Source organism: Mesorhizobium sp. A556, from assembly GCF_054489545.1.
The window spans coordinates 166,363-191,307 of record NZ_JBTMXA010000004.1 but is presented as its reverse complement, the minus strand read 5'-3'; the positions used below and the strand labels follow the sequence as shown (position 1 = coordinate 191,307).

Below are 24,945 nucleotides of genomic sequence, written 5' to 3'. Positions count from 1 at the left end.
GTGCGAAATACGCATGGACGCTCTCAAGCTCATCGCGCTCGACGATCAGGATCTCGGCATCATCTCGGCCTGCGTTCAGGACGCGGTGATGAAGGTGGGCGATCTGGAGTATCTGCCGGCGGCCAAACGCTTCGTCTTGCCCATGAACCGCTTCGCCTGGGAAAAGAAAAACAGTTTCTTGCGCCAGCATAACGAGCGGCGGCAAAGTGTCCTGCATTTCGACCGGGTTCTCGGCGCCAAGCTGAGCGGGATTTCGCGCGACAAGCCGGCGGAGATATTGTCGCTGCTGGCGATCAGTTTTGTCCCGCTAAGCGGCCCGGCGGGCATCGTCGAACTGATCTTTGCCGGCGACAGCGCGATCATGCTCGAGGTCGAGTGCATCGAGGCGCGGCTGGCCGACCTTGGCAGCGCCTGGGAAGCGGCATCGCGACCAGCGCATGGAAACTGAGTAAGCCGATGGCCATTACCCTTCGCCAGACGGATGCCGATTTCGAACAGCGCTTTTCCGGCTTTCTTACCACCAAGCGCGAGGTGTCGGCGGATGTCGACGCTGCCGTGCGCGCCATCATCGCGCGGGTGCGGGTCGAGGGCGACGCAGCACTGATCGATTATACGCACAAGTTCGACCGTGCCGATCTCGCAAGCCTTGGCATTGCCGTCTCGCAAGACGCTATCGCGCAGGCCTATAACGACGCCGATCCGGCAACGGTCGAGGCGCTGAAATTCGCGCGCGACCGCATCCATGCCCATCACAAGCGCCAGATGCCGCAGGACGACCGTTATGTCGATCCGATCGGCGTCGAACTCGGTTCACGCTGGACGGCGATCGAGGCGGTCGGGCTTTACGTGCCGGGCGGCACCGCCAGCTATCCAAGCTCGGTGCTGATGAACGCAATGCCCGCACTTGTCGCAGGTGTCGAGCGCATCGTCATGGTGGTTCCGGCTCCCGGCGGCGTCATCAACCCACTGGTGCTGGTGGCGGCCGATCTGGCCGGCATCTCGGAGATCTACCGGGTCGGTGGCGCGCAGGCCATCGCCGCCCTTGCCCATGGCACCGAAACGATCCGGCCGGTGGCCAAGATCGTCGGCCCCGGTAACGCCTATGTCGCGGCGGCCAAGCGGCAGGTGTTCGGCACCGTCGGCATCGACATGATCGCGGGGCCGTCGGAAGTGCTGGTGATCGCCGACGGCGACAACGAGCCGGACTGGATCGCGGCCGACCTTCTGGCGCAGGCCGAACATGACACGGGCGCGCAGTCGATCCTCATCACGGACGACCCCGCTTTCGGCGCGGAAGTGGAGCAGGCCGTGGAACGGCAGTTGCCAACGCTTTCCCGCTCCGAGACGGCAGCGGCAAGCTGGCGCGATTTTGGCGCGATCATCCTGGTCGAAACGCTCGAGGACGCGCTGCCGCTGGCCAACCGCATCGCCGCCGAGCATGTCGAACTGGCCATCGACGATGCGGAAAGCTTCCTCTCGCGGCTGCGCAATGCCGGCGCCGTGTTCCTTGGCCGTCATACGCCGGAAGTCATCGGCGACTATGTCGGCGGTTCCAACCACGTCTTGCCGACGGCTCGCTCCGCCCGCTTCTCATCGGGCCTGTCGGTGCTCGATTTCGTCAAGCGCACCTCGATCCTGAAGCTCGGCCCGGACCAGCTGCGCGCCCTTGGACCAGCCGCAATCGCGCTGGCCAGGGCGGAAGGCCTCGACGCGCATGGCCGCTCGGTCGCCATACGGTTGAACATGTAGGCGCCGATGGCGGACAAGGCTTCAGATCGTGCGAAACTGATCGACGTCGAACTCGACGAAACGATCAGCCGTTCGACCCCGGACATCGAGCATGAACGAGCGGTGGCGATCTTCGACCTGATCGAGGAGAACAGCTTTCGGCCGGTGAGCGACGAAGGCGACGGGCCATACCGGCTAAAACTGTCGCTGGTGGAGCGGCGTCTGGTTTTCGCGGTTTCGCGCGAGGATGGCGGCGAGGTCGTCACCCATATCCTGTCGCTGACCCCGCTGCGGCGCATCGTCAAGGACTACTATCTGATCTGCGAAAGCTATTACGACGCCATCCGCTCCTCCACGCCAAGCCATATCGAGGCCATCGACATGGGCCGGCGCGGATTGCACAACGAAGGCTCGCAGGCGCTGAAGGACCGGCTTTCCGGCAAGATCGACATCGATTTCGACACGGCGCGCCGTCTGTTCACGCTGGTCTGCGTGCTGCATTGGCGAGGCTGACCTGGTTGCCGGCGCTCACCCCCGTTCCATCCTGTTCATGTGCGGCATGAACGCGGTGCGCTCGCCCATGGCCGAGCTTCTGGCGCGCTCCATGCTGCCGCCCGCGGTGTTCGTGGCTTCCGCCGGCGTTCGCGCCGGCGAGCGCGATCCCTTTGTCGATGCCGTGCTTGCCGAAGACGGCCTGTCGCTCGGCGAGCGGCACCCAAGGACGCTGGACGATCTCGAGGACGACTATTTCGACCTCATCGTAACGCTTTCGCCCGAAGCGCATCACGCCGCCCTGGAACTGACGCGGTCGTTGGCCGTGGAAGTCGAATACTGGCCGACGGCCGACCCGACAACCATTACCGGAACCCGCGATCAGATCATGGCAGGCTACCGCGATGTCCGCGAGCGCCTGAAGGCCCGGATCGGCCAGCGCTTCGCCCCGTTTGACGCGGAAAACGCCTCCTGATTAAGCGTGTTCACAAATCGAGGATTATCATATAGGTTCCGGCCGAATTCCCGGTCGAGCGCCGGAATACAATCCAAGCAAAGGTATCGAATGCCGAAGGAAGAAGTCCTCGAGTTTCCGGGTGTTGTCTCGGAATTGCTGCCCAACGCGATGTTCCGGGTAAAACTCGAAAACGACCATGAAATCATCGCCCATACCGCCGGCCGCATGCGCAAGAACCGCATCCGCGTTCTCACCGGCGACAAGGTGCTGGTCGAGATGACGCCCTACGACCTGACCAAGGGCCGCATCACCTATCGTTTCAAGTAAGCGCCCGCAGGGGCCGGCTGGAAAATACGATGAGTAGTGTGCAGACGCTTGTGCTGGCCTCGGGGTCGCCTCGCCGCATCGAATTGCTGCAGCAGGCCGGCATCGAGCCGGACCGGATATTTCCGGCCGATATCGACGAGACGCCGCTGCGCGCCGAGCATCCGCGCTCGCTTGCCAAGCGGCTGTCGAGGGAAAAGGCGGAGAAAGCGCTGGCGGCGCTAGCCAGGGATGCCGGCCACGCGCCGGCCTTCGTGCTGGCTGCCGATACGGTGGTTGCCGTCGGTCGCCGCATCCTGCCGAAAGCCGAGACGGACGACCAGGCCTCCGACTGCCTGCAATTGCTGTCGGGCCGGGCGCACAGGGTCTATACGGGCGTCTGCGTGATTACGCCCGCGGGAAAGCTTCGGCAACGGCTGGTCGAAACGCGCGTGCGCTTCAAGCGGCTGCCGCGCGACGAGATCCAGAGCTACCTGGCCAGCGGCGAATGGCGCGGCAAGGCCGGCGGCTACGCCGTGCAGGGGCTCGCCGGCTCGTTCGTCATCAAGCTTGCGGGTTCCTACAGCAATGTGGTCGGCCTGCCTCTTTACGAAACGGCCGCGCTGCTTGCCGGCGAAGGGTTCAACGTGCGGCTGAACTGGCCGTCCGGGGAGCGGTCATGAATTCCGACAAAGGCGCTACGGTGACGCCGCTGCGCCCAAAACGCCCCTGCCCCGAATGCGGCAAGCCGTCAGCGCGGGAAACCTATCCGTTCTGTTCGACGCGCTGCAAGAATGTCGACCTCAACCGCTGGCTCAAGGGCGTCTATGTCATCCCGGCTCGCGACGATGAGGACGAGGTGGATAGCGGCACGCCGGATCAGGGTTGAAACGGCGCGATATTTATCGGCCGGCACAGACGGTGGGGCGACTTCGTCGGCGGCGATAAAAGCCGCCGTTTCCAGCTTCCGCACAGCGCGACTTAAATCCGTTTCGGACGCTGGACAGGCCGGATTCTCGTGCTATAACCCTCGCGCTTTCAGGGGTGCCGCCGCACCTTTCGAAAGGCCGGACGTGGCGACTTCCCCACACATCCGCCAATGGCAGGCCCAGGTAGCTCAGGGGTAGAGCAGCGGACTGAAAATCCGCGTGTCGGTGGTTCGATTCCGCCCCTGGGCACCATGCCAACCCATTCATTTCGCTAGTATTATCGGCATCGTCCATCATGGCCTGATGCCGATCCTCGTCGCGTCTTCAGCATAGCTCGGAGGCGGGCCGTCTCGAAAGACTTACCATACGATCCAAAATTGGAGGTCACGCTTCGCTGGACCAGCGAAGCAGTCGCTCCTGCAGCTTTTCGCCAGCGGTGGCGCCATAGCGGCGGGCGACGTCGTTGACGCGGGAGATAACGCCATCCTCGAAGACGGAGCGCGCGTCACCGATGCGCGCCGTCGCGCCGTCGACCGTCACGCCGGCGATGCCGCGTCTGTCGAGCGCGGGAAGGCGCGTTGTTCCGGCCTCGTCGATGCCGATACCGGCATCGTGGAAAACACCTGCGAAGGCGTCTACCTGCAGAGCCAGAAAGTCGTTGCCGCCGAGCAGACCGCCATGCGAGCCGGTGACGACGATCTGACCCTTGTCCTCGGGCAGGACAAGGCTGGCGGAATCGATCAGCACAATCCGGCGGTTGCCGGAAGCGGCGTAGAGGCTCCGCGCCTCGCCGACCGGACCGATGCTCGTTAGGGATGGCAAAGTAGCCAACTCGAGCCTCCTTGCCGCCTCGATGCACGATGCTCCGGGCTGAACGCCGAGCCGCGCAGCCAGACCGTTGACCCGGCTGATGCGACCACGCGCCGCCATGTCCTGCGCGTCGCCGATGCGGCAGGACATGTTGCCGGCTGTCGCAGCGGCGACGCCGAGGTTTTCCAGATAGGCAAGCGAGCCCGTGCCGGCATTGTCGCGGCCAGCACCAGCGTCGTTGAAGATCGCGGCTTTCACACCGGCTTTTGCGGCGAGATAACCGGGATAGAGGCCGCCATGCGAGCCGCAGACGAGCACGCCGCCTCTCGCCTTGTCGGCAACCTTTGTCACTGTGTCGGCAAGATGGATCAAGTCGTTCTCCCCGCCCTGGCCCGTCGGCTCTACGCCTCGACGATCGTTTCGGAATGATCGACGCGCGGTGTGGTCGCGAAATATGAACCGACCAGCGAGCGCCATTTCTGGAACGCTTCGGAATTGCGGAAGGTAACGGTGTGGTCTTCCAACGTTTCCCATTCGACAAGCAGACGATAGGTGCCGGGCTTCTCGACGATGCGTTTTAGCGTGATGCTGCGATAACCCTTGGCCGCCTGAAACAACGGCACGGCTTCGCGGACGCCGGCCTCGAAAGCCGTTTCCTTGCCGAGGATGATGTCGAATTCCGCAATCTCGAGGACCATGTATGTGTTCTCCGGCTGGATTGATGTCGTGTGGTGCGGGAAAGACACCGGTCAGGCGAATGCCCTCTCCATTTCCTTGCGGAAGCCGTAGGCATCGTCATTCCGGTCGATCTCGACATCGGCCCAGGTCAAGCTGGCGCCGGCAGCAATCGGCCGTGTGACGCGAATGCCGTGGGCGAGGCCGATCGGCAGGCCGCCGATGGCGAGGCTGTCCTTGGCCGGCATCAGCTTGCCCCAAACCAGGTACCCACCCTCGCCGTCCAGCATTTCGCCCGGCTCGATGTCGCGCTTGGCCGTCGCAACGACGTCGGCGACGAAGCCGTTCGGGCGGCCGGTCGCCTCGTTGCGCAACGCGGCTGCGAAGATCGAGACGTTGAGTTCCAGTCCGATGAGGTGGAACGGGCGGTAAAGTGCGGCCAGCGTGCCGGTTTCGTCGCTTTCGACGCCATATTCGCGGAAGCAGCGCTCGGTATAGGCGTTGGGCGCGGAGAACACGACATAGACCCCCCAGCGCAGATTGTTGGCTACCGTGCTCCCGTCGCGCTCGACGCTGGAAACGACCTCGACCTGGCCGCGATGGTGCAAGTTCTTCTCACACAGCACCTGCGCCAGCTTGTCGGCCGCGGCGGGCGGGAAGCGCAGGCCGTCGGGCGCCGGTTCCAGCCCGGTGGCGTTGGCGACAGCGGCCATCTCGATGCCGGACTTGGTGCCGTCGATGAAGGAGTTGAACATCTGCGCGTTCATTCCGCCCTTGCGCGCGTCTTCCGGATTAACGCCGCGATAGTGCCACACCGTGTCGGGCGTCGACGTGTGAAAGACCGGCAGGTATTTCGTGCCCTTGCCGGCGGCCACGACTTCGAAGCCGCAGGCGCGCGCCCAGTCGACCATCTCGCAGATGAGCGCCGGCTGGTCGCCATAGGCCAGCGAATAGACCACGCCGGCCTCTTCGGCTTGCCGGGCGAGCAGCGGGCCGGCCAACACGTCGGCCTCGACATTGACCATGATGATATGCTTGCGCGCGGCGATGGCGGCGCGGGCATGGCGGATGCCTGCGGCCGGGTGGCCGGTAGCCTCGACGACGACGTCGATGTCCGCAGCGGAAATCATCTCCAGCGCATCCTGCGTGAAGCGCGTATCGGCGATGACGTCATCGCTCCAGCCGACGCCCTCGCAGGCGGCACGGACGCGGTCCGCCGACAGGTCCGCGATGGCGACGACCTTCAGGCCCGGTGACGTCGGCACCTGTGCCAGAAACATGGAGCCGAACTTGCCGGCGCCGATCAGGCCGACGCGCACGGGCGGGCCGCCGGCTTCGACTGCGGCAACGGATCTCGAATAAAGGTTCATGTGGTTACTCCTGCGGCCGGGCGCATCTGCGCCGGCAATTCATGGTTTTTCAAGGTAAGGATGAGCCCAGGCAAGCCCTTCGGCGGTGCCGCCGGCGGGCGTGTACTCGGCCCCGACATAGCCGCGATAGCCGGAACTCTCGATCGTAGCGAAGACCTCGCTCCAGTTGATCTCGCCGCTGCCCGGTTCGGCGCGGCCGGGTGCGTCGGCGATCTGGACATGGCGTATCAGGGACATGCAGTCATGAAACCGGGTGACGATCGGTTCACCTGCACGCGCGCAATGATAGACATCGAACAGCAACCCCATCCTTCCCTGGCCGAGGGCGTGGATCAGGTCGGCCGCGTCGTCGAGCGAGCGGATGAAGTAGCCCGGCACGTCGAGCGGGTTGAGGGCTTCCACGAGAATTTCGACGCCGGCCTGCGCCGCCTCCCGCGCCGCCCAGTCCATGTTTTCCAGCCAGGTCGCGACGGCGCTTTGGCGATCGCCGCTAATATCGGTGGTCCCGCTCAGGACGTGGATGAACCGGTTGCCCAGCGCGGCCGTATAGCGGAGCGCTGTCTCGACGGATTCGCGAAATTCCCGTTCTCGTCCGGGCAGGCAGGCAAGGCCACGATCCTGCGCGTCCCGACCTTTCGGCGCGTTGACCAGGATCAGCGGAATGCCGGCGTCGCGACGCGCGGCCTCGATATCGGCAACTGGATGCGCGTAGGGATACTGCACCTCGACTGCGACGAAGCCTGCCCGACTTGCTGCGGCGAAACGTTCGAGGAACATCAGTTCCCCGAACATCGTCGAGATGTTGGCGCTCAGACGCATTTTAGCGATCCGTGGGTGGTCGGCCGGTTCACCCCATGAGATCCTTGGCGGACAGATGCTCGACTTCCTCGTCGCTGCCTTCGAAGGTGCGCGTCACCCTCATGGAGCTGTATATCCACAGGATGCGCATCGGCGCTTCACCGGTGTTTCGGAACGCGTGCACCTTGCCGGCCGGAACGTAGGTCGTGTCGTACTGGACCAACGGCGTGATCTTGCCGTCGACCTCGACTTCGCCCTGTCCTTCCAGAAGGGTCACCTGCTCGTCGCAATTATGCGAATGAAGCGGCGCGCCACGCCCCTTGGGATAGACGCTCATGCCGGTCGTGAACTTGGCGTTGGGCGCGGTGAAATGCGTGACGAGCGGCGTCGTCTCGATACCGCTGCCGCGCGGAATGCGCTTGATGCTGGCGTGGGGGAAAATATGTGTATCCGACATGTCAAATAATCCGGGTTGAGGGCATCTGCACTAAGGGTTGTTCGGGCAGGATGCTCCATGTTTTCACTGCCTTGCGGGAGGCGGCGTTGCCGACGAAGCGTCGGTGGCGCTGCCTGTTTCGCCGTGACTGTCATGCCCCAGGGGCATGGCGCTCCGTGACGAATTTGGTGGTCAGGTAAGCTTCTATCGCCTCGGTGCCGCCTTCCGAGCCGTGGCCGCTGTCCTTGACGCCGCCGAATGGTGTCTCAGGCAGCGCCAGCCCGAGATGGTTGATCGTCAGCATGCCGGCCTCGAGCCGCCGCTCGATAGCGGCTTTCGTGCCCGCCGATTGCGTGAAGGCATAGGAGGCGAGGCCGAAGGGCAAGCGGTTGGCCTCCTCCAGCGCTTCGTCCATCTCCCGAAACGGCATCATGAGAGCGACCGGGCCGAATGGTTCCTCGTTCATGATGCGCATGCCGCGATGGACACCTGAAAGAACGGTGGGCGCATAGAAATTGCCGGCATTGCCGAGGCGCTTGCCTCCGCTCTCGATCCTGGCGCCGTTGTCCTGCGCGTCGGCCACCAGCGCTTCGATTGCCTCCAGCCGCCGCGAGGAGATGAGCGGTCCCATGTCGTTGCCCTCGTCTAGCCCAGGGCCGACCGTGACTTTCGCGGTTTCGGCCACGAAGGCTTCGCAAAACGCCTCCATGACCTTTTCCTCGACAAGGAAGCGAGTGGGCGAAACGCAGACCTGGCCGGCATTGCGGAATTTCGAACGGGTCATCAGCGCCGCGGTCGCGGCGATGTCGCTGTCGGCGAACACCAGAACGGGTGCGTGGCCGCCAAGCTCCATCGTCGCCGGCTTCATGTGCAGGCCGGCCAGCGAGGCAAGCTGTTTGCCGACGGTGACCGAGCCGGTGAACGAAACCTTCCTGATCGCCGGATGAGCAATGAGGAAGGCCGAGATTTCGGCGGGAACGCCATAGACAAGGTTGAGGACGCCCGCCGGCAGACCGGCTTCGTGCAGCACCCGTGCAAGCATGGCGGTACTGGCGGGAGTCTCCTCAGCCGGTTTCAGAACCATCGAGCAACCGGCTGCAAGCGCCGCGCCGACTTTGCGCGCCGCTTGCGAAACCGGGAAATTCCAAGGCGTGAAGGCGGCGACCGGGCCGACAGGCTCCTTCAAAACCGTCTGGCGGACATAGGGATCGCGCGCCGGAACGACCCGGCCATAGGTGCGCCGGGCCTCCTCGGCGAACCAGTCGAGAATGTCCGCCGAAGTCGCTACTTCGGCCCGGGCTTCCGCGAGCGGCTTGCCCTGCTCCATGGTCAGTATCCGGGCCGTTTCCGCAGCTTGCTCCCGTAGCAGGGCGGCCGCGCGGCGCAGCACGTTCGCCCGCTCCAGCACGCTGGTGTCACGCCAGATCTCGAATGCCGCACCGGCGGCACCGGCGGCCGCTTCGAGTTGATCCAGTTCGGCGATGCATACGCGGCCGATCACGGTTCCGGTCGCCGGGTCGAGCACGTCGGTGGTGCGGCCGCTACTGCCGGCAATCCAGCGTCCGTTGATGAAAAGTTCGGTATCGGGGTAAGTCATGGTGCGTCTCGCGGTGGGTTACTTGTCGCCGTGCAGGCGTTCGAAGATCATGCGCCCTATCGGAAGGGCGGAGGTCGCTGCCGGAGACGGAGCATTGCAGACATGCAGCGTGCGTTTCGATTGCAGGAACATGAAATCGTGGATCATCGCGCCCGAGTGCGAAACCGCCTGCGCGCGTATGCCGGCCCGGAAGGGGCGCAGGTCGTCGAGCTGCAGCAAGGGGCAATATTTGCGGCATTTTTCCAGATAGGCGCGCTTGAAAAGCGAGTCCTTCATCTCGCCCATGCCGCTGGCCAGATTGCCGGCGATGAGTTTCCAGAAGCCGCCGAAGCGCAAATATTGGGCCATGTCCGGCGCATTGAAGGAAAATTTCGGATAGCCCTCGCGTGCTAGGCCGAGCACGGCGTTCGGGCCAACCGTCAGCGCGCCGTCGATCATCGGGGTCAGGTGGATGCCGAGAAAAGGCATTGACGGGTCGGGGACCGGATAGATCATCTTCTCGACCAGCCCGCTCAACTCGGGTCTCAGCGCATAATATTCGCCACGGAACGGAATGATCTGGAAGTCGACGTTCATTCCCGACCGCATCGCCAGGCGGTCCGACTGCAGTCCCGCGCAGGCCACCGCGTAGCGCGCCTCCCAGACACCCTGTCTGGCTTCGATCCGGACGTGATCGGAGCGTTCCTGCAGCCGGTCCACGTCCAGGTTCAGTACGATCTCGCCGCCGGCCGCCTTTATCCGGTCGGCCATGGTCCTGCTGACCAGCGCGTAATCGACGATGCCACTCTGTTCGACCAGCAGCGCGCCGACGCCAGATACCGCCGGCTCCATTTCCTTCAGTTCGCCGGCATTCAGCCTGCGGCAAGAAATGCCGTTCGCGGCCGCATTGGCCTCGAGGGCGGCAAGCCTTTGCAGTTCCATGCCGTCCGTCGCGACGACCAGCTTGCCGGGCGTGCGATAAGGAATGCCATTCTCCTCGCAGAAAGCCTTGGTCGCCCTTTCCCCGGCGCGGCACAGTTCTGCCTTGAGGCTCTTCGGTGCATAGTAGATGCCGGCATGGATCACGCCGCTATTGTGCCCTGTCTGATGGCTCGCGAGCGAACTCTCCTTCTCCATGACGATGATGCGGGCGCCGGGCTTTTTCTGCGAGATGGTCAGCGCCGTTGCGAGGCCGACTATGCCGCCGCCGATGATGCAATAATCATATGTGGAACTGTTCACCATCTTGCTCATGTCTGCTCTGCCCTTCCGAAAGACTGACGCTTGCGGAAATTTTAAAAACCCAGCCAATCATCCAGCCTCCGCGATGGAGGTTGTTCTACAGCTTCAAAAGAAGCGCTTCCCCCTGCCCAAAACCGCCGCATATGGCGCACACCGCTGTCCCCCCGCCTCTGGCGCGAAGCCTGGAGATCGCCTGCATGACGATCCGGATACCGCTCGCACCGAGTGGGTGGCCGATTGCGACCGCGCCACCGTAGGCGTTCGTCTTCTCGCGTAGTGCTGCCAGGTCCATCCCGGTTTCCCGCGCCAGCACGCCGGTACTGACCAGCGGTGTCGCCGCGAAAGCCTCGTTGATCTCGATGACGTCTATTTGCTCAAGCGAAAGGTGGTTGCGCTGCAGGAGCCGCAATATCCCGGTCGCGGGTATGGACGTTCCCACCTGCAGGTCACCGGCAAGCTGGACCCAGTCCAGGATCTCGGCAGATGGGACATGGCCGTCTGCGGGCGTTTCGCTTCCCGCGACGAGAATGAGCCCCGCCGCGCCGTCGGAAAGCCCGGGCGCGTTGCCTGCCGTGATCGTTGCACTCCCGTTGACGGTTTGCAGCGAGGCCAGCTTCTCCAGGCTGGAGTGTTCGCGCGGGCCCTCGTCTTCCGTGATCTTTTGTCCGGCAACCTCGATCGCCAAAATCTGGTCGTCAAAGATGCCGGATCGTTGGCCGGCAAAATATTTCTCGTGGCTCCGAAGGGCCCAGATGTCCTGCTGATCGCGATCGACGTGGTGCTTCAGCGCTTCCTCGGAGGTATATTGTGCGATCGTCTTTTCGCTGACGATGCCCGAAAGCACGAGCGGATCAACGAGGCTCAGGCTGTTGACCTTGTTCTCGCGGCCGCGATGCAGCAGGAGAGGCGTGTTCGACAGGCTTTCTACACCCAGCGCCAGCGCTTTGTCGCCCGCGCCGGACCTCAGCCACATGGCGGCGCTGGATATGGCGGTCATGCCGGAGCAGCAGGCGCGGTCGACGCTCTGCGATAGCGTCTCGTCCGGTAGACCGGAACGGATGATGCTTTGCCGTAGCGTGGCCAGATGCGAGCCGCCGAGCAAGCCGGTGCCGCCATAAACGATCTCGGGCGGGCGTTCACTGTCGCCGTTGCGCGCCAGCAGGCCGTCGATCAGGTGCGTGCCGATCTCAATGGCGCTCATCGAGGAGAGGCAGCCCCGGAACTTCCCGAAGGGTGTGCGGGCCATTGCCACGACGTGAATACGTCTCATGCCGTCATGGCCTCCAATTGTCGGATGACCTTCTTGTCGATCTTGCCCGTGGGGGATTTCGGCATCGGATCGAGCTTGTAGAACTCCTTGGGCGCCTTGATCTGGAGTTGCTCCTTGCAGAAGGCCTTCAGCGTGGTCTGGTCGACCGTCAAGCCCGGCCTTTCGCTGTAGAAGCAGACGACCCTTTCGCCCCAGACCGGGCAAGGCTTGCCGAGAACGGCAACCTCATCGATGCCGGGATGGCTCGCCACCACCGCTTCCACTTCCGAGGGGTAGATATTGAAGCCGCCGGAGATGATCATGTCCTTGATGCGGCCGACAAGGCGGAACAGGCCCGGCTCCTCCTCGACACCAAGATCGCCGCTGGCGACGTAGTTGCCGCGGAGCGTCTCGCGCGTGGCGTCCGGCTGGTTCCAGTAACCGGCCATCGTGTGCGAGCCGCGAAGATGCAGTTCGCCGACCTCTCCCGACAGGGCGTCCTTGCCGTCCTTGTCGACGACCTTGATGTGCGAGAACACGTAGGGGCGCCCAATATAGTCGGCCAGCATGCGCTCCGGCCCGTACTTGCGGAAATCCATGTAGGTGCAGGTCATCATGGCTTCGGTCTGGCCGTAGTTGATGACGATCCGGTTTCCGAAAACCTCGCTGGCGCGGTCGAGTTGCGCCTGCGTCACCGGGGCCGCGCCGATGCCGATCCATTTCAGTGTCCGGGCCAGGAGGTCCGTCGCGGCGGTGCCTTCGACGATACGCGAGAGTGTGGTCGGCACGCAGGTGACGATGGTCACCGGGTTTGTCCGGCTGTAGGCGAGCAGGGCGTCGGTGTCGCCGCCGGCAAAGACGATGTTGGTGGCCCCGCAAAGCAGCCCGGCGAAGAGATAGCTCCATGCCGCATGCGTCAGCGGGCCGATGAAGGCCAGCCGGTCGTCCGCGTCGATGTCCCTGTCGACCAGCATGTTGACATAGACGAACGACCAGTTGCGGTGGGAGAGGACGACACCCTTGGGGTTGCCGGTCGAGCCGGACGTATAGTTGATCGAGCAGAGGTCCTCGGGTCCGACCCGATCGAGGAAACGTATGCCGTCGTCTGCTTCCGTCGCGATGGCGTCGACATGCATCAGTCGCGCCGGGCAGGCGTCGGGGGCGAGATGGCGGGTAGCATCCTCGTGAAGGATAAGGGCCGGTGCGCAGTCGGCGACGATCTTGCCAATTTCGGCGCGCGAGGCCTTGATGTTGATGGGAACCCGGACCGCCCCCATCAGTTCGATTGCCAGCGAGGCCCAGACATACTGGTAGGAGTTGGTGCAAAGCATGGCGACCCGCTCGCCCGGCCGCACGATCCTGTCGAGCGCGGCCGCCGCACCGGTGACCCGGTCGAGCAATTCGACATACGACACATGGCGCTCGCCGAAGACGAGAGCGATTCGGCCGCCGTTCTTGCGCGCGCTTTCGATAAATTCGTGGACGGGGATCATGCTGTTCTTGGACTCCTGCGCGAACGGCTGCCGCTTGCCGGCGACAACCGTCAGCGGCCGGCGCAACCCTTGCCGCCGTCGACCGGCAGGCAGACGCCGGTGATGTATTTGGCTTCGTCCGAGGCGAGGAAAAGCGAGGCGTAGGCGATGTCCCAGGCGTCACCCATCTTGCCCATGGGCGAGGCCGCGTTGCGGGCTTTCACCATTTCCTCCACGGTCGCGTACTCCGTCGAAATCTGCTTGTAGATCAGCGGCGTATCGATGACGCCCGGCAGCACCGCATTGGCGCGGATGCCATTCGGCGCATAATTCACCGCCAGCGCGCGGGTGAAGTGGTTCAGCCCCGCCTTCGAGGCGTAGTAGCCGAAATAGGGCATACGGTTGATCTGGATCGAGGCGAGGGAGGAGATGTTGACGATGGCGCCCGAACCCTGCGCAACCATGATCGGAAGCACGTGCTTGCAGGTGAGGAAGACGCCGGTCAGGTTGGTATCGAGCGAAAACTGCCAGTCTTCCTCCGTCAGGTCGACGGGGTTGCCCATTTTCGTGACGCCGACATTGTTGTGCAGCACGTCGATGCGGCCGTAGCGCTCCATCGTGTAGGCGACGGCGGCTTCGATCTGCGCGGAATCGGTCACATCCGCGCTGAGAGCGTCCATCTCCTGGCCCCGTTCGGCGACGCAGGCGCGGGTCTCCTCGGCGGCGGACAGGCTGAGGTCGACGCCGATCACCCGCGCGCCTTCCTGCGCGAAGAGGGCAGCGGTCGCCTTGCCGTTGCCCCAACCCTCGCCGGAAGAGCCGGCACCAAACAAAAGGACAACCTTGTCCTTCAGGCGATCTACCATTTACGTCTCCTGGGAGTTTTGTGAATTCGAGCGCAGGAGTATGGCGGATAGCGTCCGCGCCTCCTCGCGCAACAGGCCCGCCAGCCAAAGTGCCCTGTCGCCCTGGATGCGCTCGGCGATGGCGGTAATGCCGAGTGAGGCGACTGGCCGCCCGTCCGCCCCGTTGATGGGTACCGCCACGGCATTGATCCCCGGTATCATCAACCCTTCGACGAAGGCGTAGCCCTGCATCTTGGCCTGACGCACGAGACTGCGCAGTTTCTCACTGTTGAAGGTCGGGTATTCAGCCAGCCAACGTTCGTTCGCCTCCATGACGGCGTCGATTTCCGACGGCGGAAGATTGGCGAGGATGGCAAGTCCGCCCGAGCCGACGCCGAGCGGCCGGCTCTGCCCGACGTCGAGCGAGAGGGTCTTGATCGGAAATGCTCCCTGCTCGCGGCCGAGACACACGCTTCGCAAACCTTCCCGCACCTGGAGATAGGTGGTGTCTTCCGTCTGCTCGGCCAGCCGCATCAGCACCGGCTGGGCCAGCGAGCCGAGTTCGTTCACCGCCGCGCGACGGGCAAGCAAGCTAATGCCTGCGCCCAGATGGTAGCGGCGCGTGGCCAGGTCCTGATAGGTGAATCCTTCGTCGGTCAGCGCTGCCAGGATACGGTGCGCCGTCGCCTTGCCGAAACCAGATGCGCTGGAGACCTCTCCGAGCGCAGCCCCGGCACTACCCGCGCCGGCCAGGATTCGCAGCACTTTCGCTGCGCGGGAAATCGACTTCACGGGTGCCGAGTCCAGATCCTTTTCCATGTCGTTCCCATCGAAGACGTTTCGTATTGAAAAATCTATATTCCGTAATGTAAAACAAAAGCCAGCTCCAGACTTCGGTCTTTTGGTGAAGTCGCCCGTGCTGGAGTATAGAGCGTATGCCAGTATGTTTCTCATAATCCATTGAATTGCAAGCCTTTAGTTCGTACTACGATTCAAAAAAATCTCCGTTGACAGCCCTTGGATTGCATGGTTACCTGTTCCGTAAATAGATATTCTGAATTCCGCAATGCGGAACGAAACGGAGGGGGACATGAAAACACTGTTTGCATCACTGCTTGCGGCTTCGACGATGTTGGCGGGGGTTACTTTCGCGGATGCGCAGGAGCGCACGTCGATCCGGATCGGTCTCACCGTATCCTCGACGGGTCCTTACGCGGTTGCCTCGCAATCCGGCGAGCGCGGTATCGGCATCTGGGTCGATGACGTCAATGCGCGTGGCGGCATCGAACTCGACGGCAAGAAATACCCGGTCGAGCTGGTCAAGCGCGACGACCGAAGCGACAAGCAGCTTGTCGCGCGCGTCTATGAATCGCTCATCACCGAGGAGAAGGTCGACGCCCTGATCGCTCCGTTCAGCTCTACGCTGGTCGGCGTTGCCGCCCCGATCGTCGAGTCGCGCGGCAGTTTCATGGTCAGTTGGGCCGGGTCATCGGACCAGCTCTTCCACCAGGGCTACAAGAATATCGTCTCGGTGACGGCGCAAGCGTCGCAGATCCCTGTGACCAGCATCGCGCTCGCCAAGCAGCTCGGCGTCAAGAAGCTGGCGATCGTATCGATCGACGAGCCGTTCCCGGCCAGCGCCGCGGCCAGTGCTAAAGAGATGGCTGAAAAGGCCGGTATCGAAGTCCCGCTCTTCGAGCATTATGCGAAGGGTGCGAAGGACTTCTCCGTCCTGCTTCAGAAGGCGCAGGCTTCGGGTGCGGACGGCTTTTACACGTCGTCTTACGACAGCGACCTGATCCCGATGCTTCGCCAGATGCGTGAGCGCGAGATCGATTTTCCTTACACCTACATGCTCTATGGCTCTTCGCCGGCGGTGTTGGAGACGGGCGCCGATGCGGCCTACATCTTCAGCCACACCCAGTTCGACGCCAACGTCAACTGGCCTGTGACCGACGGGCTGGCGACCAAGGATTTTCTCGCTGCCTATGGCAAGCTCTATCCGAGCGCGACTTACCCCGCCGATTTCCAGACGGCGCTGGCCTATGGCGCTGGCGTGATCCTGGAGAAGTCGATTGCCAGCGCGAACTCGGTCGAACCTCAGAAACTGAAGCAGGCCGCGCTGGACTTCAGCGGCAAAACGGTAATCGTTTCCGGCGAGTTCGAGATCGACGAAACCGGCTTCCAGAAGGGCATGACGCCGATCGTCCTTCAGACCCAGCCCGAAGGCCTGAAGATTATCGCTCCCGAGGCGGTGAAGACAGCCGAGCCGATCTATCCGATCCCAGGCTGGACTTCCCGTTGACCGTGGTGCCGGCGCGCCTGGCATAGCCGGGCGCGCCGGCATTTCTTGACAGTTGGCGTGAGCCTTCCGAGCGGGTCGGGGGTCGTAGCACGCGAGTGCCATATTCATTCAGAGGTCAAAACAGTGTCTTCTCACCGGCTCGTATGGATGCGGACATCCATTTGGCTCGCATTCCTCGCCGTTTCGGCGATAGGACTCGCGCTGTTGCCCGCATACGGCTTCAGCCTCGCCTTCTGGTTTTACCTGCTTTTGTGGGTCACCCTGGCGTCAGGGTTGAACATCATGGCGGGGTTTACGGGCTATTTGCCGTTCGGCTATGTCGCCTTTTACGGCATCGGCGCATATGCCACTGCCGTTGCGGTCAAGATGTACGGAATGCCGATCTGGGTGGGCTTCCTCGCCGCGGCAGCGGTCGGAGCGGTGCTGAGCCTGCTGTTCGCGCGTACCATGGTGCTGCGCGGTATCTATTTCTCCATCGTGTCGCTGGCGTTGGCCGTCATATGCCGCCTTCTCATCGCCGCCATGCCCGAGGGCGTCGCCGGCGGCTCCTATGGCATAGCGCTCGGCTTCTCCAACCCGCTCGGCGCCTATTACGCGATGCTCGCGCTGATGCTCGCTACCCTGCTTGCCGTGACCTGGCTTGCGCAGTCGCGCCTCGGCATGGCGTTGCGCGCCATTCGCGACGACCCCGAGACAGCCGAGACGATCGGCATCAATATCGGCTCGGCCCGCCTGAAGGCATGGGTCCTGTCGGCTGTGATCGCTTCGCTCACGGGCGGCATCGAGGCCTGGTACACAAGTATTGTCGACACCGAGACGGCGTTCAACCTGCTGGTCAGCACGAAGGCCATCATCTTCGCGGTTGCGGGCGGTCTCGGCACAGTGATCGGGCCGGTCGTGGGCGCCGTTGTCATGCTCATGGTCGATGACCTGATCTGGCAGAGCTTCCCTATCCTCAACGTATTTCTGCTCGGCCTGGTGATCGTGCTCCTGATGATATTCCTGCCCAGCGGAATCGTGGGTTCGCTGATCCGCTACAAGCCCTCGCTGCGCCGCATCCTGTTCTGAGATGGATTGTTGCACATGATTACCACGCTACTCATCCAGGCGCTTATCACCGGCCTGATCCTGGGCGCTCTCTACGGCCTTATCGGTTGTAGCCTGACGATCATCTATGGGACGATGCGCATCGTTAACTTCTCCCACGGCGAGTTTGTCGTGGGGGGGTGCTACGCCGTCCTCGTCTTCTTTTCGGCGACCCACCTGCACCCGCTCCTGTCGATTCCGCTGGTCTTCATCGGCTTCTTCGGCATCGGCATGTGCCTGTATTTCCTGTTCGTGCCGTATTTGTCGCGCTCGGACGATCCCGAAATGGCCTCGTTCCTGACCTTCTACGGCGTATCGCTGATGGCTGGCGCGGTCCTGCTCTATTTCTTCGAGGCGGACACGCGCTCGCTGAATTACATCTTCAAGCCGAGCGTATTCAAGTTCAGCGGCCTCTTCATCCCGACCGCCCAGCTCGTCGCGCTCGCGGCCGGTCTGGTGATCATGGCCATCCTGACCTGGTTCCTCTACCGGACCATCTACGGCAAGGCGCTGCGCGCGGCGATCATGAACCGCGATGCCATCCAGATCGTAGGCGTCAACATCAACCAGCTCTCGGCGCTGGCATTCGGCCTGGCGATCGGCCTGGCCGGAACGACGGGGGTGTTGCTCGCTCTGGTGTTCCCTGCCTTCGGACCGTTTTCGGGGCTCGATTTCACGCTGATCGGCTTTGTTGTCATCGTTCTCGGCGGGCTCGGTCATCCGGTGGGGGCGATCGTCGGCGGCATCCTTTTCGGCATTACCGAGCAGGTGGCGATCGTCTTCCTGCCTCAGTCCCTGTCGCAGGCCGCCGGCTTCCTCATTCTCATCGGCACGGTTGCCCTGCGCCCGGCCGGGCTGTTCGGGAAGGTTTCAATGCGATGAAGGCATCGACTGAAAGCAAGTCTCGCCTTGTCACGCATGGTTGGTGCTCCAATGCTTGAAGTGAATTCTCTGCGAAAAGTATTCGGCGGCCTGGTCGCCGTCGACACGATCTCGTTCTCGGTTCCCGACAACAGCATACTGGGCCTGATCGGCGTCAACGGCTCCGGCAAGACCACGATCATGAACTGCATCAACGGCATCTACCATGCCACGGAAGGGTCGATAAAATTTCGTGGCAAGGAGTTGGTCGGCAAGAAGCCGCATGAGATTGCACGCCTCGGAATCGGGCGTACATTTCAGATACCGAAGCTCTTTCGCCGCTTGACGCTAACCGAGAACCTCGTCCTGGCGGTGCTCGACGATGCGCGCAGCAATAGGGAGTTGATCGAGAAAGCCGAAAACCTTCTCGCCAGCGTCGACCTCTACCGTATTCGTGACAACTATGCGGAGGAACTGTCGGGCGGCCAGCAGAAGCTGGTCGAACTGTTGCGCGTCATGATGCTGGACCCGGAACTGATCCTGCTCGACGAACCTTTTGCCGGTGTCCATCCCAATCTGTGCAAAGTGTTCCTGGAACAGATCCTGAAACTGAAGGAGGCGGGCAAAAGCTTCATCCTCGTCAGCCACGATCTCACCTCCGTCTACAGCCTGTCCGGCCACCTGCTCGTTCTCAACCAGGGCAAGACGATCGCCGAAGGCGACGCCAAGGCGATCCAGGCGAATCCAGACGTTATCGAAGCATTCCTGGGACGATGATCATGGCCAATTCAAAAACAACCGCGGCGCCCGGCGAGGTGCTTCTCGGCCTGGAGGACGTGTCCGTTTCCTATCATGGCGACATCACGATCCTCGACAGCGTCAACCTGTCGGCCCGCAAGGGCATGGTCACCGGCATCATCGGGCCGAACGGCGCTGGCAAGTCTACGGCGCTGAAGACGCTGTACGGCTTCCTGAAGCCCTCCAAGGGCCATATACGCTACAAGGGTGAAAGTCTGAACGGCAAGCCGCCCTTCACCTTCATCGAGCGCGGCATCGCCTTCGTGCCGCAGAACCGCAGCCTGTTCGGCGACCTGTCGGTCGAGGACAATCTGCGGCTCGGCTGCTGGGTATTCCGCAAGGATTCCGCGCGCGTCAAGCGGGTTCTCGAGTCCGCCTATGCGCAGTTCCCCATTCTGGGCGACAAACGCCGCGACCCGGCGTCGAGCCTCAGCGGCGGCCAGCAACGGTTCCTCGAACTGGCACGTGCGCTGGCGCTGGAGCCGGAGGTGGTCCTGCTCGACGAGCCGACCGCGATGATCGCGCCGCGCCTGTCGCGCGAGATCTATGACTTCATCAAGGAGTTGCCCTCCCGGGGCATCACGGTCGTGCTGGTCGACCAGAACGTGCGCCAGTGCGCCGCCGTGTCAGACTATCTCTACGTGCTCGAACTGGGTCGCAACAAGGCCGAGGGCGGCAAGGAAATGTTCGAGGGCGACTCGGCGCTTCATAGGCTCATCGCCGAATGGCTGGAATACAAGATCGACTGAAAGTTGAGCGGAGCATGTCCTGGAGCCGGCACTGATGACCTCGCGCGACCTGGCCGATTACGCCATTCACGAAGTGGCGCCGTTGATCGAGACGGGCGAGGTTTCTCCCGTTGCGCTGCTGGACGCGTGCCTGCGCCGCATCGGGAGAACCGATCCGTTCCTGCACGCCTTCCTTGCCTTGTGCGCGGACGCGGCCCGCGACGCGGCTCGGGTTGCGGAGCGGGAGATCGCGAAAGGCGCCTACAGGGGCAAGCTGCACGGCATTCCTTTCGCGGTGAAGGATCTTCTCGACGTCGAGGGCATGCCCACGACGGCTGGTTCCCTCCACCTGAAGAACAATGTCGCGCATCACACCGCCACCGTCATATCCCGGCTCACCGATGCCGGCGCGATCTTCCTCGGAAAGCTCCACATGGTCGAATTCGCGTTCGGCGGCTGGGGCACCAATGTCCGTATGGGTGCCCCGCGCAATCCCTGGGATCTCGACGCGCACCGTTCGCCCGGCGGTTCCTCCAGTGGCTCGGGGGTGGCTGTCGCCGCCGGCATGGTGCCGTTCTCGTTGGCTTCCGACACCGGCGGTTCGATCCGCAGCCCGGCCTCGATGAACGGCATCGTCGGCCTGAAGCCGACCCTATCGAGCGTGAGCACGGACGGCGTGTTCCCCTTGAGCCAGACGCTCGATTCCGTTGGCCCGCTGACGCGCTCGGTCGAGGATGCGGCCATCGTCTTCGATACGATCGCGGGCGCCGACGACCGCGACACCGGCACCTGGTGCGGGACTGTCCCGCGCCTGCTTCCGGATTTGAAGACTTCCGTACGCGGAATGCGGTTGGGGCTGGTGCCTGACGACCAGTTGCCGGACGTGCAACTGGAAATCCTGCGGGCACTGCACGAAGCCGTGCGTGTCTTTCGCGATCTCGGGGCCGTCGTCGTTGAGGTTCCGCTGCCGCGCCGCCCGGTCGATTACTGCGCCGGCGCTTCCCACGTCATCCGCACCGAGGGCTACGCCAATCTTGCCGGATTGATGGCGCAGGATCGCGGTGCGTTCGACCCGTTCGTGCGTGAGCGGGTTCATGCCGGCAACCAGGGCTCGGCGGCGGAATTTGCCACGCGGCTGATCGAGCGGCGCGCCGACATGGTGGCGATGCATGCCGTCATGTCCGGCTTCGACGCGCTGCTCCTGCCGGCAACGCCGATCGCTGCGCCGCCTCTCGCCACCATCGACGAATACGCCATGCCGCTCTCGGACCTGACCCGGTTCGTCAACTATCTCGGCCTGTGCGCGCTTGCCTTGCCGAACGGCGTCAACAGCGAGGCCATGCCGCTCTCGCTCCAGATCGTCGCGCCGGCCTCGCGCGAGGATATCGTCATGCGGCTCGGCTGGGCGTTCGAGAATGCAACGCCCTGGCATACGCGCCGGCCCGATCTCTCCTCCCTGTCTGTCCCCAACGGGCAGCCGTCCGAGACCTGAAGAAGGAACTAGTCAATGTCCATCGAACTAACGGGTGGCGAAGCGCTCGCCCGAATGATCTCTCTTTACAATCCCGGCCCGATCTACGGCATGGGCGGATTCCAGCTCCTGCCGTTTTACGACGCGGCACGCCGGCTTGGCCTGCAGCACCATCTCATCAACGACGAGCGCGCCGGTGTCTTCGCCGCCGACGCCTACGCCAAGGTTTCCGGCCGTGTCGGTCTAGCCGACGCCACGCTCGGGCCGGGCGCGACGAACCTTGTCACCGGCCTCGTGGAAGCGCTCAATGCCGGTACGCCAATGGTCGTGCTCGTCGGCGATTCCCACCGTGAGCATTCCTGGAAGAACATGACGCAGGAGAGCCGGCAAACGGAAATCCTGCGGCCGGCCGTCAAGGAGCTCCTGCGTGTCGAAATCATTTCACGCATTCCCGAGTTCGTGCGCCGCGCCTTTGCCGTCGCCACCACAGGTCGACCTGGTCCGGTGGTGATCGACGTGCCGGAAGATATCGCCCACGCCGTCTACGAATTCGAGGAAGCGGATTTCTATGCGGTCGCCGCGCATGAGGCGATCCCGGCGCTTCGCTGCCGTCCCGACAAAGCTGCGCTTGAAGAAGCGGCGGCCCTGATCGCGGAAGCCCGCACGCCGATCGTCCTTGCTGGCGGCGGCGTTCATCTGAGCGGCGCGGCGGACGCGCTTTCGGCCTTCTCGCAGGCGCTGAACCTGCCCGTCGCCCACACGCTGAGCGGCAAGGGCGCCATCGCCTGCACCAGCGGCCTGAGCGCCGGCCTTTTCGGCCGCTATGACCGCATAGCCAATAAGCTGATCGAGGAATCGGACCTGATTCTCGTCATGGGCTGCAAGCTTGGCGAGATCGCCACCAAGCGCTTCACCGTTCCGCCGCGTGGCAAGCGGATCGTCCATCTCGACATTGTGCCGGAGGAATTCGGCCGCACCACCGACTATGCAATCGCATTGTGGGGCGACGTCGGCGCCACCATCGCAGAACTACAGGCCATTCTCGCGCCGCAGATGGCCGAAATCGGCGCGCGGCAGGCAGCCTACGCCGCCGAGGTCGCCAAGCGGATGGACATGTGGCGACAAGATGTCAGCCCACGCCTTCATTCTGACGAGACGCCCGTCAACATGGCGCGACTGCTCACCGAGCTGAACAAGGCGCTTCCCGAGGACAGTATCCTGATTGCAGACGGCGGCTTCGCGGCACATTGGGGCGGCCTGCTTTTCGACACCAAGAAGCCGGGTCGCGCCTTCGTCCCGGATCGCGGTTTCGCTTCCATCGGTTACGGCCTGCCGGCCGCCATCGGTGCTCGCGCCGCCTCCGCGACACGCCCGATCTTCAGCATCACCGGCGACGGTGGCTTCAACATGATGCTGGGCGAGTTGGAAACCGCGCGGCGTCTGAAGCTCGATTTCACGATCATCGTCGTCAACAACGCGGCCTCGGGTTACATCAAGGCGCTTCAGCACCTGATGTACGGCGCGGATGGATACCACGCCTCCGACCTGGCCGAGACAAACTATGCGCAGATCGCCAAGGCGATGGGTGTGGTCAGCATACGCGTCGAGCACCCCAACCAGCTCGAAGCGGCGATTGCCGAGGCGCTGGCGGCCAAGGGTCCGGTCATCATGGACGTCGTCGTCACCCGCGATCCGGCCAAGATGCTGCCCGGTGTCGACAACCGTGCCGTCAAGATCAAGAAGGGCGACCGCATCGCCTGACGTACTATTATCGGCGAGAGCCGGGCGACCGCCCGGCTCTCGTGTTTTCGGTTTACGCGCCCGATCAGCCGATATGGCGCTGCGCTGACCGCGTACTGACCGCTACAAGGCGCGTTTCAGCCGCACCTCGTGCGTTCCCGCGCTGGCTTAACGGCCTAGCGATAGCGTGTCCCTTGAAGCGGGCGACTTGACCCGGGGGAAGTCGTAGCCGTTGATCTTCGACGTCCGATAGCCGGCTCCCACCAACGCCTCGGCAAATTTCACCGCGGCGGTCACGCCATCGATAACCGGAACGCCCGTCGATGCGCTCAATCGGTCGCACAGCAACGACATTCCGGCACATCCCAGCACAATCGCTTCGGCGCGGTCCTCCAGCTTTGCCCTGCCGATCTCAAGCATGAGCAGGCGTTCGGCCTCCTCGGGGTTCTGATCCACCCCCAGCACCGGAAGATCAATGGCGCGGACATTGCGGCAATGGCGACCCGCGCCATAGGTGCTGACGAGGTCCTCGATGATCGGAATGGAACGCGGTAATGTGGTAATCACCGAAAATCGCCGGCTGATGGTCATGGCAACCTGCACGGCGGCCTGGCAAATGCCGATCACCGGCCCACGGGCAATTTCTCTGGCGGCATGCAGACCCGGATCGTCGAAACAGGCTATGACACAGGCGTTGACGCCCTGCATCTCGCCCTTGCGAATTTCGGCCAGCATGCCCGGAACGGCCATCGCCTCGTCGGCGCCACCTTCGATGCTCACGGGCGTTCCCAACGGATTCACCGCCGTGACCCGTGTGGTCGCCTGCACGACGCGCAACGCGCTCTGAAGCGCCTGCTCTGTCATGGAGGCCGTGGAATTGGGGTTGATGAGAAGAATGTGCACGATCGGGTCCTTCATGACGGCTTGACGGCGGTGGATTTTTTGAACGCGGAGATTGCCGGAGGCTTCAGGACGAACTGACGGTCCGAGGTGATATAATTGTCGGCGTGGAGACGCGCGATCGGTTGGTAGGTGTCGGCGTTGACATAGCGTCCCTCCGCATCGAGGCAGTCACGGCGCACATGCATGTGGAGGACTTCGCCCAGCACCAGGACGCGACGTGGATAGTCGATCAGCCTCTCGACGCGGCATTCCATCGAACACGGGGACGTAGCGATATATTTGGCGTCGATCTTGCTGCAGGCGATGCCCTCAAGGCCGGCCATCTCCAATTCGTCGATCTCGCTGTCGAAACCCAGGCCGCAAACCAGCATTTGTTGCGACAGCGCCATATCCACCATGTTGACCACGAACTCGCCCGTGCGCCGGATATTGATGGTGGTGTCCTTCTCCTCGCCGTTCAGGCGCGGCTGGATACCCAGGATTACAATCGGCGGTTCATGGGAAAACACGTTGAAGAAGCTCATCGGCGCCGCGTTGCTGTGCCCGGCGGCGGAACGGGTCGTCACCAGCGCGATGGGCCGCGGTCCGATGAAGTTCGTCAGCAGGCGGTACCGGCCATCCGGCGCAAGTTCCGTGAAATCGAACTCCATCGTGTGACTCCCAAGCCGATT

At 63.2% G+C, this 24,945-nt stretch carries 27 protein-coding genes and 1 tRNA gene; 15 read left to right on the top strand and 13 right to left on the bottom strand.

The features are described from left to right. Positions 1-13 precede the first annotated feature (13 nt). The 8 genes from ACX3P0_RS11335 to ACX3P0_RS11300 all read left to right on the top strand — a co-directional run bounded on the left by ACX3P0_RS11335 (position 14) and on the right by ACX3P0_RS11300 (position 4,161). Entirely contained in the window at positions 14-448 is a 435-nt protein-coding gene (locus tag ACX3P0_RS11335; protein WP_459088513.1) for a DUF2948 family protein, read from the top strand. Between the two features lie 8 nt (positions 449-456). Continuing rightward, on the top strand, positions 457-1,749 hold the full coding sequence (gene hisD / locus ACX3P0_RS11330) for a histidinol dehydrogenase (protein ID WP_459088511.1): 1,293 nt from the start codon (positions 457-459) through the stop codon (positions 1,747-1,749). A gap of 6 nt (positions 1,750-1,755) precedes the next feature. Continuing rightward, entirely contained in the window at positions 1,756-2,241 is a 486-nt protein-coding gene (locus tag ACX3P0_RS11325) for a UPF0262 family protein (protein WP_459077511.1), read from the top strand. A gap of 46 nt (positions 2,242-2,287) precedes the next feature. Continuing rightward, the gene (locus ACX3P0_RS11320; protein ID WP_459088509.1) at positions 2,288-2,695 is read left to right on the top strand and encodes an arsenate-mycothiol transferase ArsC; all 408 of its coding nucleotides are present in this window, start codon (positions 2,288-2,290) and stop codon (positions 2,693-2,695) included. A 90-nt stretch (positions 2,696-2,785) separates the two neighbouring features. Then, on the top strand, positions 2,786-3,004 hold the full coding sequence (gene infA, locus ACX3P0_RS11315; RefSeq protein ID WP_459077509.1) for a translation initiation factor IF-1: 219 nt from the start codon (positions 2,786-2,788) through the stop codon (positions 3,002-3,004). A 29-nt stretch (positions 3,005-3,033) separates the two neighbouring features. After that, complete coding sequence (locus tag ACX3P0_RS11310; protein WP_459077508.1) at positions 3,034-3,663, top strand: Maf-like protein; 630 nt, start codon at positions 3,034-3,036, stop codon at positions 3,661-3,663. Continuing rightward, complete coding sequence (gene yacG, locus ACX3P0_RS11305) at positions 3,660-3,869, top strand: DNA gyrase inhibitor YacG (RefSeq protein ID WP_459077507.1); 210 nt, start codon at positions 3,660-3,662, stop codon at positions 3,867-3,869. Before ACX3P0_RS11310 ends, yacG begins: the two co-directional genes overlap by 4 nt. 217 nt (positions 3,870-4,086) lie before the next feature. Continuing rightward, positions 4,087-4,161, top strand: a tRNA-Phe gene (locus tag ACX3P0_RS11300). Positions 4,162-4,293: 132 nt separating this feature from the next. Here ACX3P0_RS11300 and ACX3P0_RS11295 read toward each other — a convergent pair. The 11 genes from ACX3P0_RS11295 to ACX3P0_RS11245 form a co-directional block, all read right to left on the bottom strand. Continuing rightward, the gene (locus ACX3P0_RS11295; RefSeq protein ID WP_459088507.1) at positions 4,294-5,091 is read right to left on the bottom strand and encodes a hypothetical protein; all 798 of its coding nucleotides are present in this window, start codon (positions 5,089-5,091) and stop codon (positions 4,294-4,296) included. 29 nt (positions 5,092-5,120) lie between these two features. After that, positions 5,121-5,417, bottom strand: coding sequence for an antibiotic biosynthesis monooxygenase family protein (locus tag ACX3P0_RS11290; RefSeq protein WP_459088505.1), 297 nt, complete (start codon positions 5,415-5,417; stop codon positions 5,121-5,123). A 51-nt stretch (positions 5,418-5,468) separates the two neighbouring features. Then, positions 5,469-6,764 (bottom strand): NAD(P)H-dependent oxidoreductase, encoded by a 1,296-nt coding sequence (locus ACX3P0_RS11285; protein WP_459088503.1) that lies wholly within the window; start codon positions 6,762-6,764, stop codon positions 5,469-5,471. 39 nt (positions 6,765-6,803) lie between these two features. Continuing rightward, positions 6,804-7,583, bottom strand: coding sequence for a hydroxypyruvate isomerase family protein (locus ACX3P0_RS11280; RefSeq protein WP_459088501.1), 780 nt, complete (start codon positions 7,581-7,583; stop codon positions 6,804-6,806). A gap of 28 nt (positions 7,584-7,611) precedes the next feature. Further along, positions 7,612-8,019: a cupin domain-containing protein gene (locus tag ACX3P0_RS11275; protein WP_459088499.1), complete on the bottom strand. Its 408-nt coding sequence runs from the start codon at positions 8,017-8,019 to the stop codon at positions 7,612-7,614. Positions 8,020-8,149: 130 nt separating this feature from the next. After that, positions 8,150-9,595: an NAD-dependent succinate-semialdehyde dehydrogenase gene (locus ACX3P0_RS11270; protein WP_459088497.1), complete on the bottom strand. Its 1,446-nt coding sequence runs from the start codon at positions 9,593-9,595 to the stop codon at positions 8,150-8,152. An 18-nt stretch (positions 9,596-9,613) separates the two neighbouring features. After that, complete coding sequence (lhgO, locus tag ACX3P0_RS11265) at positions 9,614-10,828, bottom strand: L-2-hydroxyglutarate oxidase (RefSeq protein ID WP_459088495.1); 1,215 nt, start codon at positions 10,826-10,828, stop codon at positions 9,614-9,616. An 85-nt stretch (positions 10,829-10,913) separates the two neighbouring features. Next, complete coding sequence (locus ACX3P0_RS11260; protein ID WP_459088493.1) at positions 10,914-12,086, bottom strand: thiolase family protein; 1,173 nt, start codon at positions 12,084-12,086, stop codon at positions 10,914-10,916. Next, positions 12,083-13,558 (bottom strand): class I adenylate-forming enzyme family protein, encoded by a 1,476-nt coding sequence (locus ACX3P0_RS11255; protein ID WP_459088491.1) that lies wholly within the window; start codon positions 13,556-13,558, stop codon positions 12,083-12,085. Before ACX3P0_RS11255 ends, ACX3P0_RS11260 begins: the two co-directional genes overlap by 4 nt. Positions 13,559-13,608: 50 nt before the next feature. Beyond that, positions 13,609-14,403, bottom strand: coding sequence for an SDR family NAD(P)-dependent oxidoreductase (locus ACX3P0_RS11250; protein ID WP_459088489.1), 795 nt, complete (start codon positions 14,401-14,403; stop codon positions 13,609-13,611). After that, entirely contained in the window at positions 14,404-15,201 is a 798-nt protein-coding gene (locus ACX3P0_RS11245; RefSeq protein ID WP_459088487.1) for an IclR family transcriptional regulator, read from the bottom strand. Positions 15,202-15,472: 271 nt separating this feature from the next. Here ACX3P0_RS11245 and ACX3P0_RS11240 point away from each other — a divergent pair, with 271 nt between their 5' ends. The 7 genes from ACX3P0_RS11240 (at position 15,473) to ACX3P0_RS11210 (ending at position 23,392) form a co-directional block, all read left to right on the top strand. Beyond that, positions 15,473-16,687 carry an amino acid ABC transporter substrate-binding protein gene (locus tag ACX3P0_RS11240; RefSeq protein ID WP_459088485.1) on the top strand — a complete coding sequence of 405 codons (1,215 nt, stop codon included), beginning with the start codon at positions 15,473-15,475 and terminating at the stop codon, positions 16,685-16,687. Positions 16,688-16,891: 204 nt separating this feature from the next. Continuing rightward, the gene (locus ACX3P0_RS11235; RefSeq protein ID WP_459088483.1) at positions 16,892-17,755 is read left to right on the top strand and encodes a branched-chain amino acid ABC transporter permease; all 864 of its coding nucleotides are present in this window, start codon (positions 16,892-16,894) and stop codon (positions 17,753-17,755) included. A 15-nt stretch (positions 17,756-17,770) separates the two neighbouring features. Next, a complete protein-coding gene (locus ACX3P0_RS11230; RefSeq protein ID WP_459088481.1) occupies positions 17,771-18,655 on the top strand; it encodes a branched-chain amino acid ABC transporter permease in 885 nt (294 codons plus the stop codon). 51 nt (positions 18,656-18,706) lie between these two features. Next, positions 18,707-19,411: an ABC transporter ATP-binding protein gene (locus ACX3P0_RS11225; protein ID WP_459088479.1), complete on the top strand. Its 705-nt coding sequence runs from the start codon at positions 18,707-18,709 to the stop codon at positions 19,409-19,411. A gap of 2 nt (positions 19,412-19,413) precedes the next feature. Further along, the gene (locus ACX3P0_RS11220; protein ID WP_459088477.1) at positions 19,414-20,181 is read left to right on the top strand and encodes an ABC transporter ATP-binding protein; all 768 of its coding nucleotides are present in this window, start codon (positions 19,414-19,416) and stop codon (positions 20,179-20,181) included. 34 nt (positions 20,182-20,215) lie between these two features. Next, a complete protein-coding gene (locus ACX3P0_RS11215; RefSeq protein WP_459088475.1) occupies positions 20,216-21,652 on the top strand; it encodes an amidase in 1,437 nt (478 codons plus the stop codon). 15 nt (positions 21,653-21,667) lie between these two features. Further along, positions 21,668-23,392 (top strand): thiamine pyrophosphate-binding protein, encoded by a 1,725-nt coding sequence (locus ACX3P0_RS11210; protein ID WP_459088473.1) that lies wholly within the window; start codon positions 21,668-21,670, stop codon positions 23,390-23,392. Positions 23,393-23,539: 147 nt separating this feature from the next. On the opposite strand, the gene ACX3P0_RS11205 is transcribed toward ACX3P0_RS11210, so the two are convergent. Together ACX3P0_RS11205 and ACX3P0_RS11200 are read right to left on the bottom strand one after the other, a co-directional pair. Continuing rightward, positions 23,540-24,274 carry an aspartate/glutamate racemase family protein gene (locus ACX3P0_RS11205; RefSeq protein WP_459079240.1) on the bottom strand — a complete coding sequence of 245 codons (735 nt, stop codon included), beginning with the start codon at positions 24,272-24,274 and terminating at the stop codon, positions 23,540-23,542. A gap of 11 nt (positions 24,275-24,285) precedes the next feature. Further along, entirely contained in the window at positions 24,286-24,924 is a 639-nt protein-coding gene (locus ACX3P0_RS11200) for a flavin reductase family protein (RefSeq protein ID WP_459079145.1), read from the bottom strand. Positions 24,925-24,945: the final 21 nt, after the last annotated feature.

Bases quoted from the DNA above. Each gene is read 5' to 3' on its own strand.
- ACX3P0_RS11335 (WP_459088513.1), top strand. From the start codon at position 14: ATGGACGCTCTCAAGCTCATCGCGCTCGACGATCAGGATCTCGGCATC.
- hisD (WP_459088511.1), top strand. From the start codon at position 457: ATGGCCATTACCCTTCGCCAGACGGATGCCGATTTCGAACAGCGCTTT.
- ACX3P0_RS11325 (WP_459077511.1), top strand. From the start codon at position 1,756: ATGGCGGACAAGGCTTCAGATCGTGCGAAACTGATCGACGTCGAACTC.
- ACX3P0_RS11320 (WP_459088509.1), top strand. From the start codon at position 2,288: ATGAACGCGGTGCGCTCGCCCATGGCCGAGCTTCTGGCGCGCTCCATG.
- infA (WP_459077509.1), top strand. From the start codon at position 2,786: ATGCCGAAGGAAGAAGTCCTCGAGTTTCCGGGTGTTGTCTCGGAATTG.
- ACX3P0_RS11310 (WP_459077508.1), top strand. From the start codon at position 3,034: ATGAGTAGTGTGCAGACGCTTGTGCTGGCCTCGGGGTCGCCTCGCCGC.
- yacG (WP_459077507.1), top strand. From the start codon at position 3,660: ATGAATTCCGACAAAGGCGCTACGGTGACGCCGCTGCGCCCAAAACGC.
- ACX3P0_RS11290 (WP_459088505.1), bottom strand. From the start codon at position 5,417: ATGGTCCTCGAGATTGCGGAATTCGACATCATCCTCGGCAAGGAAACG.
- ACX3P0_RS11285 (WP_459088503.1), bottom strand. From the start codon at position 6,764: ATGAACCTTTATTCGAGATCCGTTGCCGCAGTCGAAGCCGGCGGCCCG.
- ACX3P0_RS11280 (WP_459088501.1), bottom strand. From the start codon at position 7,583: ATGCGTCTGAGCGCCAACATCTCGACGATGTTCGGGGAACTGATGTTC.
- ACX3P0_RS11275 (WP_459088499.1), bottom strand. From the start codon at position 8,019: ATGTCGGATACACATATTTTCCCCCACGCCAGCATCAAGCGCATTCCG.
- ACX3P0_RS11270 (WP_459088497.1), bottom strand. From the start codon at position 9,595: ATGACTTACCCCGATACCGAACTTTTCATCAACGGACGCTGGATTGCC.
- lhgO (WP_459088495.1), bottom strand. From the start codon at position 10,828: ATGAGCAAGATGGTGAACAGTTCCACATATGATTATTGCATCATCGGC.
- ACX3P0_RS11260 (WP_459088493.1), bottom strand. From the start codon at position 12,086: ATGAGACGTATTCACGTCGTGGCAATGGCCCGCACACCCTTCGGGAAG.
- ACX3P0_RS11255 (WP_459088491.1), bottom strand. From the start codon at position 13,558: ATGATCCCCGTCCACGAATTTATCGAAAGCGCGCGCAAGAACGGCGGC.
- ACX3P0_RS11250 (WP_459088489.1), bottom strand. From the start codon at position 14,403: ATGGTAGATCGCCTGAAGGACAAGGTTGTCCTTTTGTTTGGTGCCGGC.
- ACX3P0_RS11245 (WP_459088487.1), bottom strand. From the start codon at position 15,201: ATGGAAAAGGATCTGGACTCGGCACCCGTGAAGTCGATTTCCCGCGCA.
- ACX3P0_RS11240 (WP_459088485.1), top strand. From the start codon at position 15,473: ATGAAAACACTGTTTGCATCACTGCTTGCGGCTTCGACGATGTTGGCG.
- ACX3P0_RS11230 (WP_459088481.1), top strand. From the start codon at position 17,771: ATGATTACCACGCTACTCATCCAGGCGCTTATCACCGGCCTGATCCTG.
- ACX3P0_RS11225 (WP_459088479.1), top strand. From the start codon at position 18,707: ATGCTTGAAGTGAATTCTCTGCGAAAAGTATTCGGCGGCCTGGTCGCC.
- ACX3P0_RS11220 (WP_459088477.1), top strand. From the start codon at position 19,414: ATGGCCAATTCAAAAACAACCGCGGCGCCCGGCGAGGTGCTTCTCGGC.
- ACX3P0_RS11215 (WP_459088475.1), top strand. From the start codon at position 20,216: ATGACCTCGCGCGACCTGGCCGATTACGCCATTCACGAAGTGGCGCCG.
- ACX3P0_RS11210 (WP_459088473.1), top strand. From the start codon at position 21,668: ATGTCCATCGAACTAACGGGTGGCGAAGCGCTCGCCCGAATGATCTCT.
- ACX3P0_RS11200 (WP_459079145.1), bottom strand. From the start codon at position 24,924: ATGGAGTTCGATTTCACGGAACTTGCGCCGGATGGCCGGTACCGCCTG.